Source organism: Arthrobacter sp. (assembly GCF_031988865.1).
GTDB lineage: Bacteria > Actinomycetota > Actinomycetes > Actinomycetales > Micrococcaceae > Arthrobacter_B.
Window position 1 is genome coordinate 1 of the sequence record NZ_DALZXY010000032.1, and the last position, 15,437, is coordinate 15,437.

Consider the following 15,437-nt stretch of genomic DNA (forward strand, 5'->3'; position numbering starts at 1 on the left):
CTGCCGCCCGGCTGCGGCGCTTCCCTGTCTTATCAGTGCGCGCTCTCCTGCCAGCGCTCCTTCTTCTCCGGCCTATCCGACCGGCAGTGCCCAGCCCAGGACGACGGGTTCCCGCTGCCCCTTCCAAAGACCGGCAAGGGAAGGCGGCGGCGCGGCCCGTCCGCCAAGGTCAAGGACACGCACGACGGAGAGTTCCCAGTCCCCCTGGCGGAGCGTGGACGTTACCCAGCCCCCGGGTTCATGGTCAGGAGCTTCCACCAGTTCTTCGCCGTCCGGCATGCCGCTGCCCACGAGTTCCACGGTGGGTGCCAATTCGCGGCGCACGCCGTCCTCCTCCACGTACTGCGGCGCCTGGTCCACTCCGTCGATGACTGCGGCAGCGATTGCCTGCGTATAGACAGGGTCTCCGCAGGCATCGTAGACCCAGCGCCTGCCAAGGACTGAATGTTCCATGGTCCCGACAAGGAAGTCGTCTGCTCCGGCAAGCGGCTCTCCGCGGTAGGTCAGGGGAACCTGGACGGTGTGGGATCCGGCCCGCACCAGGTGCGTTTCGATGCCAACCTGGCCGGCAGGGTCGTCAAACCGGTATGCCCCCAGGGATTCGGCCTCTACCGGTCCTTCCTCCGGGAACCAGGAGGCTTTCGGCAGCCATTGGGAGATGAGTTCCATTTTTCCGGGGCGCAGCTCGGCGCTGTAGATACGTGCCATGAAGCAAAGCCTAGGCCACGGAGGCGTCAAAGACACAGGAAGCCGGCACCCGTCGCGGGTGCCGGCTTCCTGGCGTCATACGTTTGATCCGGGGCGGATCAACGCTGTATCCGGACTAGTTGCCGAACCAGATGCCAATCTCGCGTTCGGCGGATTCCACCGAGTCCGAACCGTGGACGAGGTTCTGCTGGACCTTGGTGCCCCAGTCGCGGCCGAAGTCGCCGCGGATGGTTCCGGGCGCGGCAGTTGTGGGTTCGGTGGTGCCGGCCAGGGACCGGAAACCTTCAATCACGCGCTGGCCTTCGAAGACGGCCGCGACGATCGGGCCGCTGAGCATGAATTCGACCAGCGGCTCGTAGAACGGCTTGCCCACGTGCTCGGCGTAGTGCGCCTCGAGCAGTTCCCGGGTGGCATCCATCTTCTTGAGTTCGGCCAGGGCGTAGCCCTTGGCTTCGATGCGGGCCAGGATGGCGCCCGTGAGGTTCCGCTTAACGCCGTCGGGCTTGATCAGGACGAGTGTGCGCTCAGTGCTCACGCTTGGTATCTCCTTGGTGAAGTTGGGACTGGCCAGAATTAACTGCGATAACTGCTCATAAGCCTAGCTGCTGGCTTCGCCGGTTTCCTGCCCGTTGGTTTTCACATCGCCGGTTCCCTGCCCGTTGGTTTCCACACCGCCGGTTTCCTGCCCGTGGGCGGCATTCCACTCGGCCTGTTCCCTGTCCCGCTGGCGGTTTTCCCGGTCCAGCCGCGCACCGGTGCGCAGCGCGTACCACCAGGTGCCGGCAAAGAGCGCTCCGACCAGGAACATCATCGGTTCCAGGAAACCTGTCGCGATGATCGCCAGCTGAAGGATCCAGCCGATCCAGGGTCCGGCCGGTTTGGACAGGAAGGCGCAGGCCACCACCAGCGCGGCGGCCAGCAGAATGCCGCCGGCCAGGATCACCAGCGGCGCCATGCTGTCCCGCTGCAGGCCAAAAACCGCCAAGGTGCCAAAGAGGACCACAAAGGCCTCGAGGCTCAGCACCGTGGATGCAAACATCACGCGGATGGACCGGCGCTTCTTGGGCATTCCCGGACGCCATTCCCGCTGGGCTTTGGTCATTCGTGCCATGTGCTTACTTTCCGAGAAGGGTGCGCGCTTCCGCGACCACGGTGATGGAACCGATGATGAGCACGCCGCCGGCGAGGTCTTCGTTCTCCTCCGCCTTCGCCACGGCCCATTCGATCGCGTTGTCGAGCCCGGGTTCCACCTGGATGGCCTCGTCAGGGAACCCTGCGTCGACGGCGTCCTGGACCAGCTCCTCAGCGGGGATGGCCCGCGGTGAGCTGGACTGGGTCAGGCAGATGCCCGAGACAACGTCGCCGAGCACCTCCCTGAGCTCCGAGAGGATGCCAACGGCGTCCTTCTCCGCCAGGATCCCGGCAACGACGACCAGGGAGGAGAGGTTGAAGGATTCCAGCACGGCCTGCGCGCTGGCCTTTGCTCCGGCGGGATTGTGCGCCGCGTCCACGATGATCGTCGGTGCGGTGCGGACAACCTCCAGGCGTCCCGGTGAGGTCACCGTCCGGAAGCCGGTGCGCAGCAGTTCGGCGTCGAGCTCCTTGGTGCCGCCGCCGATGAAGGCTTCCAGCGCAGCAACCGCAACGGCTGCGTTCTGCGCCTGGTGCTCGCCGTGCAGCGGCACCATAAGGTCCTCGTAGCGGCCGGCGAGGCCGTTCACGGTAACCAGCTGGCCGCCAACGGCCATGGTCCGGGACTCGACGCCGAATTCAATGCCCTCGAACCGGAAGGGAACACCCACTTCGTTGGCTTTCTCCAGGAGCACCTGCGCCGCTTCGACGGGCTGGGCGGCGCTGATAAGGAAGCCGTTCTCCTTGATGATGCCGGCCTTCTCCAGCGCGATGTCCGCGACGTCGTCGCCCAGCAAATCCGTGTGGTCCAGGGAAATGGGGGTCACCACAGAGACCTGGCCGTCGCCGACGTTGGTGGCATCGGTGATGCCGCCCAGCCCAACCTCGATCACGGCGACATCCACCGGTTCGTCCGCGAAGACGGCGAACGCCAGGATGGTCACGCACTCGAAGTAGGTCAGGCCGGGTTCGCCTGCGGTGTCGAGTTCGGCGTCGACCATTTCCAGGTAGGGCCGGATCTCGTCCCAGATCCGGACGAACGTTTCGTCAGCAACCGGTTCGCCGTCAATGCTGATGCGTTCGGTGACCTTGCTCAGGTGCGGGCTGGTGTAGCGGCCGGTGCGCAGCCCATAGGCCTGCAGCCCGCCTTCGATCAGCCGCGCCGTCGACGTCTTGCCGTTGGTTCCGGTGATGTGGATGATCGGGAACGCCTTGTTCGGCTCCCCCAGGAGTTCCATGGCACGGAAAAGCGGAGCCATCCGCGGCTCCATCTTGTTTTCCGGTGCCCGGCTCAGCAGTTCCGCGTAGACGCTTTCGACGGAAAAACCGTCAATGGAGCCCGAGGGGCTGTCCTCGTTGTTCATCAGATTTTCTCCACGGTTACGTCGAAGGGTTCGTCGTCATTCCCGCGGGAGACGACGGCGAGAACCAGGTCATCGGTCAGGGTCTCGGACTTGATCAGGTCCGCGTTGGCCTCCAGTGCGGCAGCCTCATCTGCTCCGGTGGACACCGTGGTGCGGACCCGGTCGCTGATGTGCAGGTCAGCATTGCGCCGGGCCTGCTGGATGGCGCGGATCGCGTCGCGGGCCGCACCTTCGGCGGCCAGTTCCGGGGTGACCTCGGTGTTCAGGACCAGGAAACCGCCGCCGGGAAGGACAGCAACGGCCTTGGACGATTCGCCGTCGCCGGATTCGACCACGGTTTCCAGGGTGTACTCGTGCGGTTCCAGCGCCAGTCCCCCGGCGGTGACCGTTCCGTCGTCGGCCACTGACCAGTCGCCGGACTTGGCCGCCTTGATGGCGGTCTGCACGTTCTTGCCCAGGCGCGGGCCGGCAGCCCGGGCGTTGACCACAAGCTTCTGCGTGATGCCGAACTCGGCAGGATCGGCGTCGGCTGCGTCAACCAGGCGGACTGACTTGAGGTTCAGTTCATCGGCGATGACCGCCGCGAACTGGCCTTCCAGTGCTTCGGCATCCGGTGCGACGACGGTCATCCCGGAGAGCGGCAGCCGGACCCGGAGGTTCGCGGCCTTGCGCAGCGACGATCCCACGGAGGCGATCTTGCGGGTGAGGTCCATGCGGGCCACCAGGGACGGGTCGCGCGGGAAGGCGCCGGCTTCGGGCCAGTCCGTCAGGTGCACGGAGCGCCCGCCGGTCAGGCCGCGCCAGATTTCCTCCGAAACCAGCGGCAGCATTGGAGCCGCCACACGGCAGACACTTTCGAGGCAGGTGTACAGCACGTCGAAGGCCTGGGTGTCTTCGTCGAAGAACCGGTTGCGGCTGCGGCGGACGTACCAGTTGGTCAGGGTGTCCATGTAGGAGCGCAGCATCTCGCAGGCGACTGACACATCGTAGGTGTCCAGCGCCGTCGTGATGTCCCGGATCAGGTCTCCGGTGGCCGCCAGCATGTAGGTATCAAGCGGCTCGGTGGACTCATGGCGCAGCTTCGCCTCATACCCCGCACCGTTGTTGGCGGCGTTGGTGTAGAGGGTGAAGAAGTGCCAGACGTTCCACAGCGGGAGGATGACCTGCCGGACGCCGTCGCGGATCCCCTGCTCGGTGACGACCAGGTTGCCGCCGCGAAGGATTGGGGAAGCCATCAGGAACCAGCGCATGGCGTCGGAGCCGTCGCGGTCCAGGACCTCGGAAACATCCGGGTAGTTGCGCAGCGACTTGGACATCTTCTGTCCGTCCGAGCCGAGCACGATCCCGTGGGAGATCACGTTGCGGAAGGCCGGCCGGTCGAAGAGGGCCGTGGCCAGCACATGCAGCGTGTAGAACCAGCCGCGGGTCTGGCCGATGTACTCCACGATGAAGTCGCCGGGGTTGTGGTGCTCGAACCAGTCCGCGTTTTCATGCGGGTAGTGCACCTGGGCATACGGCATGGAGCCGGAGTCGAACCAGACGTCCAGGACGTCCTCCACGCGGCGCATGGTGGACTGGCCCTCTTCCGGGGTGCGGGGATCATCCGGGTTCGGGCGGGTCAACTCGTCGATGAACGGGCGGTGCAGGTCCGGCTGGCCTTCCTTGTTCAGGGGCAGCCGGCCGAAGTCCGCTTCCATCTCGGCGAGCGAGCCGTACACGTCGGTGCGCGGGTAATTGGGATCGTCAGAGACCCAGACCGGGATGGGGCTGCCCCAGTACCGGTTACGGCTGATCGACCAGTCGCGGGCGTTTTCCAGCCACTTGCCGAACTGCCCGTCCTTGACGTTTTCCGGGATCCAGTTGATCTGCTGGTTCAGCTCGACCATGCGGTCCTTGATCTTGGTGACCTCCACGAACCAGGAGGAAACAGCCTTGTAGATCAGCGGGTTCCGGCAGCGCCAGCAGTGCGGGTAGCTGTGCTCGTAGCTGGCCTGGCGGACCAGCCGACCCTCGGCCTTGAGCTCACGGGTGATCGGCTTGTTCGCGTCGAAGACCTGCAGGCCCGCGATCTCAGCGAGCGGCCCCTCGCCGAACATGGGCAGGAACTTGCCGCCCTCGTCCACGGAGAGGATCACCGGGATGCCGTTGGCTTCGCAGATCTTCTGGTCATCTTCACCGTAGGCCGGAGCCTGGTGGACGATGCCGGTGCCGTCAGTCGTGGTGACATAGTCGGCCACAACGATCTGCCAGGCGTTCTCCGTGCCCCACTTCTCCGTATCGGCGTAGTAGTTCCACAGCGGCGCGTACCGCAGGCCGGCAAGCTCTTTGCCCGTGTGCACGGAGGTGACGGCGGCGCGAACGGAGTCGGCGTCGTCGTAGCCCAAGTCCTTGGCGTAGGAACCAACGAGGTCCTCGGCCAGGAGGAAACGGCCTTCTGTCTGGGTCTCTTCCTTGTCCAACATCGTGCCGTTGGGACCGGCGGGGACGACGGCGTAGCGGACGTCCGGCCCGACGGCGAGCGCCAGGTTGGTGGGCAGGGTCCAGGGCGTGGTGGTCCAGGCGATCGCGTTGACGCCTTCGAGCTCGGCGGCGAGCGCGTGGTCTCCGGCAACGAGCGGGAAGGTGGCTGTGACTGTCTGGTCCTGGCGCATCTTGTAGACGTCGTCGTCCATGCGCAGCTCGTGGTTGGAGAGCGGGGTCTCGTCTTTCCAGCAGTACGGGAGCACCCGGAAGCCGCTGTAGGTCAGGCCCTTTTCGTGGAGGGTCTTGAAAGCCCAGATGACGGACTCCATGTACTCCACGTTGAGGGTCTTGTAGTCGTTCTCGAAGTCCACCCAGCGGGCCTGGCGGGTGACGTAATCCTGCCACTCACCGGCGTACTTCATGACCGAGGCACGGCAGGCATCGTTGAACTTGTCGATGCCCATCTTCTCGATCTGCACCTTGTCGCTCATCCCGAGCTGCTTCATGGCCTCGAGTTCGGCGGGCAGGCCGTGGGTGTCCCAGCCGAAGCGGCGTTCCACGCGGTGGCCGCGCTGGGTCTGGTAGCGCGCCACCAGGTCCTTGACGTAGCCGGTGAGGAGGTGCCCGTAGTGCGGCAGGCCGTTGGCGAAGGGCGGTCCGTCGTAGAAAACGAACTCGTTGGAGCCGTCCTGGCCAGCGGGCCGGGCGTCGATGGAGGCCTGGAAGGTTCCGTCCTCATCCCAGTACTTCAGAACCCGTTCTTCGAGTTCCGGAAACTTCGGTGAAGACGCTGCAGCTTCGGCGGCGTCGCCGGTGGAGGCCTTGGGGTAGATCTGTGGCATATTCGTCATCCTGATAGCGGCAAGTGAATCGGTGCGTGAAGAACAGGATGCAAGGGCGAATCTCCGTCCCGGCTAATGCCGGCGGGACCCGCGGTACCACCTCGCTTGCCGCCGTCGTGCACCCGATCCTGCTGGGTAGCCACGCGGCTGCCGCTCGTTGACTGCTGTGACGGGCTTACCCGTCCGGGTCTACTGGGCGCGCGTCCCTGGTCGATCGAATTGTTTCTCGATCTCGGGCCGGGCGCCGTTCTTCCGGAAGCTCACCGGTGATAGCCGGGTCGAAGCTGATTGGGCCAGTTTAGGCCACCCCCGGGGCGGATGTCGAAGCCGTACCGGAAGCGCCTGCCGGAACCGTCGGGGCGGATGTCGAGCGCCCGGGAGGTTCCGGCCGGCGCGGTCGGGGCGCATGTCGAGCCCACGGGAGGTTCCGGCCGGCGTCGTCCCGGTCCCGGCGTCGTCGGGGTCCAGGCGGGTTGAGTCCCGGGGAGGTTCCGTCGGCGTCGTCCCGGTCCCGGCCGGTTGAGTCCCGGTCCCGGCGGGTTGAGCCCCGGTCCCGGCGGGTTGAGTCCCGTCCCTAGCGGCGAATGACTTTGTGCTGGGCCGCCTGGGCGACGGGACGGATCACGATCTGGTCCAGGTTGACGTGGTGGGGAGCGTTGAGTGCGTAGGCCATAACATCGGCAACGTCCTCCGCAGTGAGCGGCTTTTCGACGCCGGCATAGATCTTCTCGGCGGCGGAAGCATCGCCGAGACGGTTCAGGGAGAACTCCTCGGTCTTCACCATGCCCGGCAGTATCTCGATGACCCGGACGTTGTTTTCCGCTTCCTCGAGGCGCAGCGACTGGGTCAGCGCCTCTTCACCGGCCTTCGCGGCGCAGTATCCAGCTCCACCCTCGTAGGCTGCGAGCGCCGCCGTGGAAGTCAGCATCAGGATCGAGCCCTGGCCGTTTTCCCGCAGCGACGGCAGGAACGCCTGGGTCACGTGCAGCGCACCGAGCACATTGACGTTGTACATGCGGCTCCAGTCATCGGGGCTGCCGTCACCGACCCGGTCCATGCCGAAGGCACCGCCGGCATTGTTCACCACGGCGTCAACACCTCCGCCGGCCAGCACCTGTGCGGCCATGGCATCCACCGAGGCTTTGTCAGTCACGTCGCAGGCAATTGCCTGTGCACCCGTTTCAGCTGCCAGCTCCCTGAGCCGGTCCATCCGCCGGGCAACGGCGATCACGTCCCAGCCGCTCTTCCGCAGGGCACGGACTGCTGCCGCACCGATTCCTGAGCTGGCTCCGGTCACTACAACGCGCTTGTTCGTCATGGCGCCACTCTAACGGGGCGGCGGCTCCGGCCGGGTGCCTGCTGCCTGTGTGACCTCCTGTGGCAGGTGTTGTTCTGCTGAGGTGCCGTGACGACACGCGTTCCCACTCTATGTAGCCCCCTGTGGCAGATGAGGTCACACCAGTCACTCCAGAGAACAGACAGTGGGAACCCGTGTCGCGGAGCAATCACGCGGTGGTGCCAGTCCGGGTCCCGAGCCACTGGAGGCCAGGTGCCAGCCCGGGTCCCTAGCCGTTGGAGCCAGAGGTGGGTCAGTGCGGATCAGGGTCAGGAGCCCGCCAGGGGACGGGTTTTGTTTGGGCCGAGGCGGACCGAACAGAGGGAGGGCTGGCCGGCGACACGCGTTCCCACTCTATGTAGCCCCCTGTGGCAGATGAGGTCACACCAGTCACTCCAGAGAACAGACAGCGGGAACCTATGTCGCTGGGCAATCGGGAGACCGTATCAGCCCGGATCCGGGTCAGTAGAGGCCATGGTGATGCCAACCGGCGCCTAGGTCCGGGCAGACCCGGCTGAGCAGGAGCCCGCAATCGCAGACCCTGCCCATCTGGCGAACAGGTACTTACCTCGGAAATCCGGTCCTGAGGGCCGCCCGTACCAGCCCCAAGAATTGCTCTGGCGAAGACAGCACAAGCTCCGCGGTGACCCGCAGGGTCTGATAACCGGAGGATGTCGCTGCGTTCCAGCGGTTACGGTCCCGGCGGTAGTGTTCGCGGCTGCTGTGGAACCTATAGCCGTCGATTTCCAGGATCAGTTTGCCCTCAACCAGGAAGTCCACGCGCCCGATACCTGGCAGGAATACCTCAGGCTCAGCAGTAAGACCCGCTATGCGGAGCCAGTACTCGGCGCAGACTTCCAACGGCGAGGCAGCATTTCCCCGTACCTGGTCCAGCAGACCCCTGACCTTCCAATCTTTGGGTCCGTGGAAAGCCTCCCGCAGTGCGCCCAACCGCACTTGTTTCCCGGCGAGAGCCGATTCTGCGATCACCAGCGCTTGTATGGGCGGCAGACACCGGAGGGCGGCCACTACCACCTGCTGCCGCGGAGCAATGAGTCGAACGGCCCGCCTGGGTCCCCGGTGGGCCACCGTTCCGGCGACGGTCCTCCCGGTGTCGGAACATACATGAAGTTTGTCCGGACTTTCCAATACCCACCATCCAAGTACGCGCGCCGCAGACACGCAGGTCAGAGAAACACCCATCCGGGCCGCAGCTAACAGCTCCTCCGGTGCTCCCTCCACGGCAAAGGTACCCCGGCCGGTGTGCCGGATGGCGCCCGAGTACACCGCCCGCCGAATCTCGGCCCGCTTGAAACCGTTTGCGGCGAAGACTTTGTAGCGGATGACGCCATGATGCGCCCGGACAAACGCCTCGACTCGTTCCATGGTCACACCCTGACCCGACAATCTGACTCCAGCATCTGTGCGGGCACCCGCTGTGAACAAGTTGCCCGTCCGGATGGAGTGTGAAGGAAAGGTTCGAATGCAGACGCCGGATGGACGGTTGGGAAAGACCTAATCGCCGCGAGAAGGAACGCTGGTTCGCGGCTTACGCCCCCACCCCCTACCTCCTTCCCAACAGCCCCACCAGATAGTCCCTAAGCACCACGGCCTCGTTCTCCTGCTCGTTCCGGGCACCGAAGAGCAGCACCGTGTCCGGCCGGGACCGGCACTCGCCAGCGAAGGAATCGACGACAGGGTTGTCCGACAGCTCCTGCAGATAGCGCTCGGCAAACCCCTGCCAGCGCTCCGGCCGGTGCCCGAACCACTGACGCAGCCCAGTGCTGGGCGCTGCATCTTTTAGCCATTCGTCCAGCGCCGCACGCTCCTTGGACACCCCGCGCGGCCAGAGCCTGTCCACCAGCACCCGGAAACCGCCGTCGGGCTCCGCATAGATCCGCCGGATCCGGATATTAGGGCTCTGTGCTTCCATTGACCGGATGCTACCGAAGCTGCGGAACACGCGGAATGTATGGGAGGCACGGAGTGACGCTCAAAGCGGTTACTCCCGGCCGACACAGATGCTGTCCCAAGGGCCGCACATGGGACAATAGTGTGCATGGCTGAAAATACCCCGGGCACAGACACGCCCGCACCCGTCACCGTTTCCGTTCCTGACAAGCCCGCCCTGGAGGGGCTGGAAGAGTCCCTGAGCCGCCGCTGGCGGGAAGAGGGAACCTACGCCTTCAACCCGGACACGGTCCGGGACGAGGTCTACTCGATCGACACTCCCCCGCCGACGGCGTCCGGCTCGCTCCATGTGGGACACATGTTCTCCTACACGCAGACCGACGTCCTGGCCCGCTACCAGCGGATGAAGGGCAAGAACGTCTTCTACCCGATGGGCTGGGACGACAACGGCCTGCCCACCGAGCGCCGCGTACAGAACTACTACGGCGTGCGCTGCGACCCGACCAAGCCGTACGACCCGGATTACCGGCCGCCGGCCACCGCTCCGAAGAACCAGCGCGACTTCGACGTCGTCTCCCGGCGCAACTTCATCGAACTCTGCGAAGAGCTGGCCGTTGAGGATGAAAAGGTCTTCGAGAACCTCTTCAGCACCCTGGGCCTGTCCGTGGACTGGAACCTGACCTACCGGACCATCGACGACCACTCCCGCGCCGTCAGCCAGCGTGCGTTCCTGGAGAACCTGAAAGCCGGCGACGCCTACATGGCCGAAGCCCCGACGCTCTGGGACGTCACCTTCCGCACCGCCGTCGCGCAGGCTGAGCTCGAGGACCGCGAGCAGCCCGGCGCGTACCACCGGATCAACTTCCACGCCCCCGACGGCGAGAAGATCCTGATCGAAACCACCCGCCCGGAACTGCTGCCCGCCTGCGTGGCCCTGGTGGCGCACCCCGACGACGAGCGTTACCAGCGCCTGTTCGGCACCACGGTGAAGTCCCCGCTCTTCGACGTCGAGGTCGAGGTTAAGGCCCACCCGCTGGCGAAGCCGGACAAGGGCTCGGGCATCGCCATGATCTGTACGTTCGGCGACCTGACCGACGTCACCTGGTGGCGCGAGCTGAACCTCCCCACCCGCGCCGTAATCGGCCGTGACGGCCGGATCCTGGCCGACACCCCGGACTGGATCACGACGCCGGACGCCAAGGAAAACTATGCTGCCCTCGCCGGCAAGACCGTCTTCAGCGCCAAGGACGCCGTCGTCGAGATGCTCCGCGAAAGCGGCGACCTGGACGGTGAGCCGAAGAAGATCACCCACCCGGTGAACTTCTTCGAAAAGGGCGACAAGCCGCTTGAGGTCGTCACCAGCCGCCAGTGGTACATCCGTAACGGCGGGCGCGACGCCGACCGCCGGGAACGGCTGATTGCCCGCGGCAAGGAAATCGACTTCCACCCGGCGTTTATGCGCTCCCGCTACGAAAACTGGATTGAAGGCCTGAACGGTGACTGGCTGGTCTCCCGCCAGCGTTTCTTCGGCGTTCCCGTTCCGGTCTGGTACCCGTTGGATGCCTCCGGTAACCCGGACTACGACAACCCGATCCTGCCGGCCTTCGAGTCCCTCCCGGCCGATCCGGCCGCGGAGCCGGCTCCGGGCTACGAAGAATCCCAGCGGAATGAGCCCGGCGGCTTTATTGGCGACGCCGACGTACTGGACACCTGGGCGACGTCGTCCCTGACCCCGCAGATCGTGGGCGGCTGGGCCACCGACGAAGACCTGTTCGCCAAGGTCTTCCCGTTTGACCTTCGCCCGCAGGGCCACGACATCATCCGGACGTGGCTGTTCTCCTCCGCGGTCCGCGCCGATGCCCTGCAGCACACCGCGCCGTGGAAGCACGCCGCGATCTCCGGCTGGATCCTGGACCCGGACCGCAAGAAGATGTCCAAGTCCAAGGGCAACGTGGTGGTCCCCACCGATGTGCTCAACGACTACGGGTCCGACGCCGTTCGCTACTGGGCGGCTTCCGCCAAGCTGGGTGCGGACACGGCCTACGAAATCGCGCAGATGAAGATTGGCCGCCGCCTGGCCATCAAGCTGCTCAACGCCTCCAAGTTCGTGCTGAACCTGGGTGCCACCGAGGCCAACGTGGTCACCGGCGACACTTCCGTGATCACGAATCCGCTCGATAAGTCGCTGCTCATCCAGCTGGTGGACGTCATCAACAACGCCACCAAGGCGTTCGAGAGCTACGACTACGCGCGGGCCCTGCAGATCACCGAGTCCTTCTTCTGGTCCTTCACCGATGACTACGTGGAGCTGATCAAGGACCGCGCCTACGGAGCTTCCGGGGACGCCGAGCAGGCCTCCGTCCTCGCAACACTCGCGACGACGCTGGATTCGCTGCTGCGCCTCTTCGCGCCGTTCCTGCCCTTCGCAACCGAAGAGGTCTGGAGCTGGTGGCGCGAGGGATCCGTGCACCGCGCTGACTGGCCGTCCGCTGGCGGCCTGGCCGCAGGCGTGTCCGGCGCCGATGCCGCTATCCTCGGAACCGTCGCGCAGGCCCTGGGCGGCATCCGCAAGGCGAAGTCCGAAGCCAAGGTCAAGCAGCGCACCGAGGTGCTCACCGCCACGGTGAGCGCACCCGCGCCGCAGGTCGAACGCCTCCGCGCCGGGCTGCCGGACCTGCTGGCGGCGGGTAATGTCCGCAACCTGGATCTGGTCGCCGGCGACGGCGAACTGACCGTCAACGGCGTCGAGCTGGCCCCCGCGGAATAGCTCCAGCACCCGAACAGGAAAACACCCGGCCGGATCAATCCGGCCGGGTGTTTGTTTTTCGTGACGTACATCACCTGACGCCTGCCTGGGGCCGGCTTCCAGCGGTCCGGCTTGGAGGCCGGCCAAGAGCCTGCAATTCGACTCACGCCGACGTCGTGGCTAGGGCAACCACAGCAGGGACCGGCATCAGGTGGCCGGGGCACCGCAAGCTGCAGCGGACAGAGTATGCCCCCTCCGGAATGTACGCAAATCAGCGGAGGGTCCGGGGATGCAGCGCGAAATCCCACTCGGAAAACGTCGCTATCTTTAATGAATGTGCCCGCCCCCTCGGGGGCCAGTGCCGCCCTTCGAACCGTCTTCCGGCCCCGGCCTGATCCCGTTCCGCTCGTGCTGCACTCCGCTGTGGCCCGGTCCGTCCCGCACTGCTGCGAACCACGGAACCGGACAGCCAGAACGGGGCACTGCACCACGGGATTTACAGTCCCCCAGCTGGAACCTCAACGAAGCGGAGAAGTTATGCCCACCAAAATCATCCTGGACTGCGATCCCGGTCATGATGATGCGGTCGCCCTGCTGCTGGCACACGGCAGCCCGGAGATTGAACTCCTGGCGGTTACCACCGTCGTCGGAAACCAGACCCTCGAAAAGGTAACCCGCAATGCGCTGGCAATTGCCCGTGTCGCAAATATCACAGGCGTTCCCTTCGCAGCAGGCAGTCCGCGCCCGCTCGTGCGGACGATCGAAAACGCTCCGGACATCCACGGCGAATCCGGCATGGACGGCCCCGAGCTGCCCGAGCCCGCCATCGAACTGGATCCGCGGCACGCCGTCGACCTGATCATCGATACCGTCATGGCGCATGAACCGGGCACCGTCACGCTGGTCCCTACCGGGGGCCTGACCAACATTGCGCTGGCCGTGCGCAAGGAACCGCGCATCGCCGAACGCGTGAAGGAAGTTGTCCTCATGGGCGGCGGATACCACGTGGGCAACTGGTCCGCGGTGGCAGAGTTCAACATCATCATTGACCCCGAGGCCGCGCACATCGTCTTCAACGAAAAGTGGCCGCTGACCATGGTCGGCCTGGACCTGACGCACCAGGCCCTGGCCACGGACGAGGTCGCCGACCGCATCGCCGCCGTCGGCACCAAGCCGGCAAAGTTCGTCGGTGAGCTCCTGGAGTTCTTCGGCAAGACGTACAAGGACGCGCAGGGCTTCGACTTCCCGCCGGTCCACGATCCGTGCGCCGTTGCCTACGTGATCGATCCCTCAGTCATGACCACCCGGCGGGTCCCGCTGGATGTGGAACTGACCGGCACCCTGACCCTGGGCATGACGGTGGCGGACTTCCGCGCCCCGGCGCCCGATGACTGCACCACCTCCGTGGCCGTCGACCTTGACCACCAAAAGTTCTGGGACCTGGTCGTGGACGCCCTGGAGCGGATTGGCGAGGTTGACCTGTGACTGAAACATCCCAGCGCCGCGTAAACGTGGCGGTGCTGATGACAGCACTGCTGGCTGCCTGTGTGGCTTTCCAGCTGAACGCTTCCATGCTCTCCCCCGCCCTGGTCACCATCGAGGAAGAGCTGAACACGACGTCGGCCGCCGTTGGCCTGAGCCAGACGGCGTTCTTCACCTCCGCAGCATTGTTCTCCCTGTTCCTGCCGAGGCTTGGTGACATCATCGGCCGCAAGAAGGTTCTCGGCGGCATGCTGGTGATCCTGACTATTGGCTCCGTGGTCGCGGCGCTGGCGCCGAGCATCGAAGTACTGTTCATTGCCCGCCTGATCCAGGGCGTATCCGGTCCCGTGGTTCCGCTGGCCCTGATCATGCTGCGGGTGGAAATCCGTGAACCGAAGCTCTATGGCACCCTGATGGGCGTTATTACTGCCGTCAACGGCGGCATTGCTGGAGTGGACGCCCTGGCCGGCGGCTACCTGGCGCAGAACCACGGCTTCGCCTCGGTGTTCTGGGCCATGGCCGCCGTCGGGGCACTCGCATCGGTATTGCTCCTCCTGCTGGCTCCGGAGTCCACTGCCGAGAAGAAGGAAAAGATGGACTGGGTGGGCGTGGTTCCCCTGGTCGTCTCGGTGGGCACCCTGCTCACCGCGTTCAACGAGGCCGGCAAGCTCGCGGCAGCCAACTGGCCGCTCGTCATCGGACTCATCGTCATCTCCGTCATCGCTTTCGCGGTGTTCTGGAAGGTGGAAAACCGCAGCGACCATCCGCTGGTAGCCACTCACCTGCTCAAGCAGCGCTCCACCTGGTCGCTGCTGCTGACCACACTGCTGACCATGACCGGTGTGTTTGCCGTCATGAACGGCATCATTCCCGCGCTGGCTCAGGACGGCGCCGTCGGCTTCGGCATGGGTGCCGAAGAGTCCGCGTGGTGGACACTTACCCCGTATGCCATCGCCGGACTGGTGATGGGCCCGATCGCCGGCCGCCTCGCCGCCACCTGGGGTTACGGCAAGGTGCTCCGGATTGGCATGATCGGCTCCGTGATTGCCCTGGCGCTGATGCTCCTGGTGGTCGGCAGCGACTCCAAGCTCGGGCTGCTGGGCGTTTCCCTCCTGGTTGGCATCACTTATGCCGGCATTGGCAACATCATGCTCAACGGCCTGGGCATTGTGCTCTCCCCCAAGGAGAACCCCGGCTTCCTTCCGGGCCTCAATGCCGGTGCGTTCAACCTGGGCGCCGGGCTGAGCTTCGCAGTGATCTACGCGGTCAAGACCGCAACCACCGCTGCAGACGGCTCCGGCACCGAAGGCTACTACGGCGGTATTATTACAGGTCTGGTTATTCTGGGACTGGCCCTGGCCGCGTCCTTCCTGATCCCCAAGCCAGTTGACGCTGAGGTTCACGCCGACACCGCCACCACCACTGCCACCCGCTGACCATCAGTGCGCAAGGAG

The 15,437-nt window shown here is 65.3% G+C and carries 11 protein-coding genes; 3 read left to right on the forward strand and 8 right to left on the reverse strand.

Going from position 1 to position 15,437, the window contains the following annotated elements:
- Positions 1-72: 72 nt before the first annotated feature.
- The 8 genes from RTN46_RS07885 to RTN46_RS07915 all read right to left on the reverse strand — a co-directional run bounded on the left by RTN46_RS07885 (position 73) and on the right by RTN46_RS07915 (position 9,777).
- Complete coding sequence (locus RTN46_RS07885; RefSeq protein WP_312180375.1) at positions 73-708, reverse strand: CG0192-related protein; 636 nt, start codon at positions 706-708, stop codon at positions 73-75.
- 115 nt (positions 709-823) lie between these two features.
- Positions 824-1,243, reverse strand: a complete 420-nt coding sequence (ndk, locus tag RTN46_RS07890) for a nucleoside-diphosphate kinase (RefSeq protein WP_312180376.1) — start codon at positions 1,241-1,243, stop codon at positions 824-826.
- Between the two features lie 63 nt (positions 1,244-1,306).
- Positions 1,307-1,819, reverse strand: coding sequence for a DUF4233 domain-containing protein (locus tag RTN46_RS07895; RefSeq protein ID WP_312180377.1), 513 nt, complete (start codon positions 1,817-1,819; stop codon positions 1,307-1,309).
- A 4-nt stretch (positions 1,820-1,823) separates the two neighbouring features.
- Complete coding sequence (locus RTN46_RS07900; RefSeq protein ID WP_312180379.1) at positions 1,824-3,203, reverse strand: folylpolyglutamate synthase/dihydrofolate synthase family protein; 1,380 nt, start codon at positions 3,201-3,203, stop codon at positions 1,824-1,826.
- Entirely contained in the window at positions 3,203-6,508 is a 3,306-nt protein-coding gene (gene ileS / locus RTN46_RS07905) for an isoleucine--tRNA ligase (protein ID WP_396157488.1), read from the reverse strand. The genes RTN46_RS07900 and ileS overlap by 1 nt, the downstream gene beginning before the upstream one ends.
- Before the next feature lie 574 nt (positions 6,509-7,082).
- On the reverse strand, positions 7,083-7,826 hold the full coding sequence (locus RTN46_RS07910) for an SDR family oxidoreductase (RefSeq protein ID WP_312180381.1): 744 nt from the start codon (positions 7,824-7,826) through the stop codon (positions 7,083-7,085).
- A 582-nt stretch (positions 7,827-8,408) separates the two neighbouring features.
- Positions 8,409-9,230 carry an endonuclease domain-containing protein gene (locus tag RTN46_RS17025; protein ID WP_396157490.1) on the reverse strand — a complete coding sequence of 274 codons (822 nt, stop codon included), beginning with the start codon at positions 9,228-9,230 and terminating at the stop codon, positions 8,409-8,411.
- Positions 9,231-9,408: 178 nt separating this feature from the next.
- The gene (locus RTN46_RS07915; RefSeq protein ID WP_312180382.1) at positions 9,409-9,777 is read right to left on the reverse strand and encodes a DUF488 family protein; all 369 of its coding nucleotides are present in this window, start codon (positions 9,775-9,777) and stop codon (positions 9,409-9,411) included.
- Between the two features lie 126 nt (positions 9,778-9,903).
- Here RTN46_RS07915 and valS point away from each other — a divergent pair, with 126 nt between their 5' ends.
- The 3 genes from valS to RTN46_RS07930 all read left to right on the forward strand — a co-directional run bounded on the left by valS (position 9,904) and on the right by RTN46_RS07930 (position 15,419).
- Positions 9,904-12,522, forward strand: coding sequence for a valine--tRNA ligase (valS, locus tag RTN46_RS07920; RefSeq protein ID WP_312180384.1), 2,619 nt, complete (start codon positions 9,904-9,906; stop codon positions 12,520-12,522).
- Positions 12,523-13,038: 516 nt separating this feature from the next.
- A complete protein-coding gene (locus RTN46_RS07925; RefSeq protein WP_312180386.1) occupies positions 13,039-13,986 on the forward strand; it encodes a nucleoside hydrolase in 948 nt (315 codons plus the stop codon).
- Entirely contained in the window at positions 13,983-15,419 is a 1,437-nt protein-coding gene (locus tag RTN46_RS07930) for an MFS transporter (RefSeq protein ID WP_312180387.1), read from the forward strand. Before RTN46_RS07925 ends, RTN46_RS07930 begins: the two co-directional genes overlap by 4 nt.
- Positions 15,420-15,437: the final 18 nt, after the last annotated feature.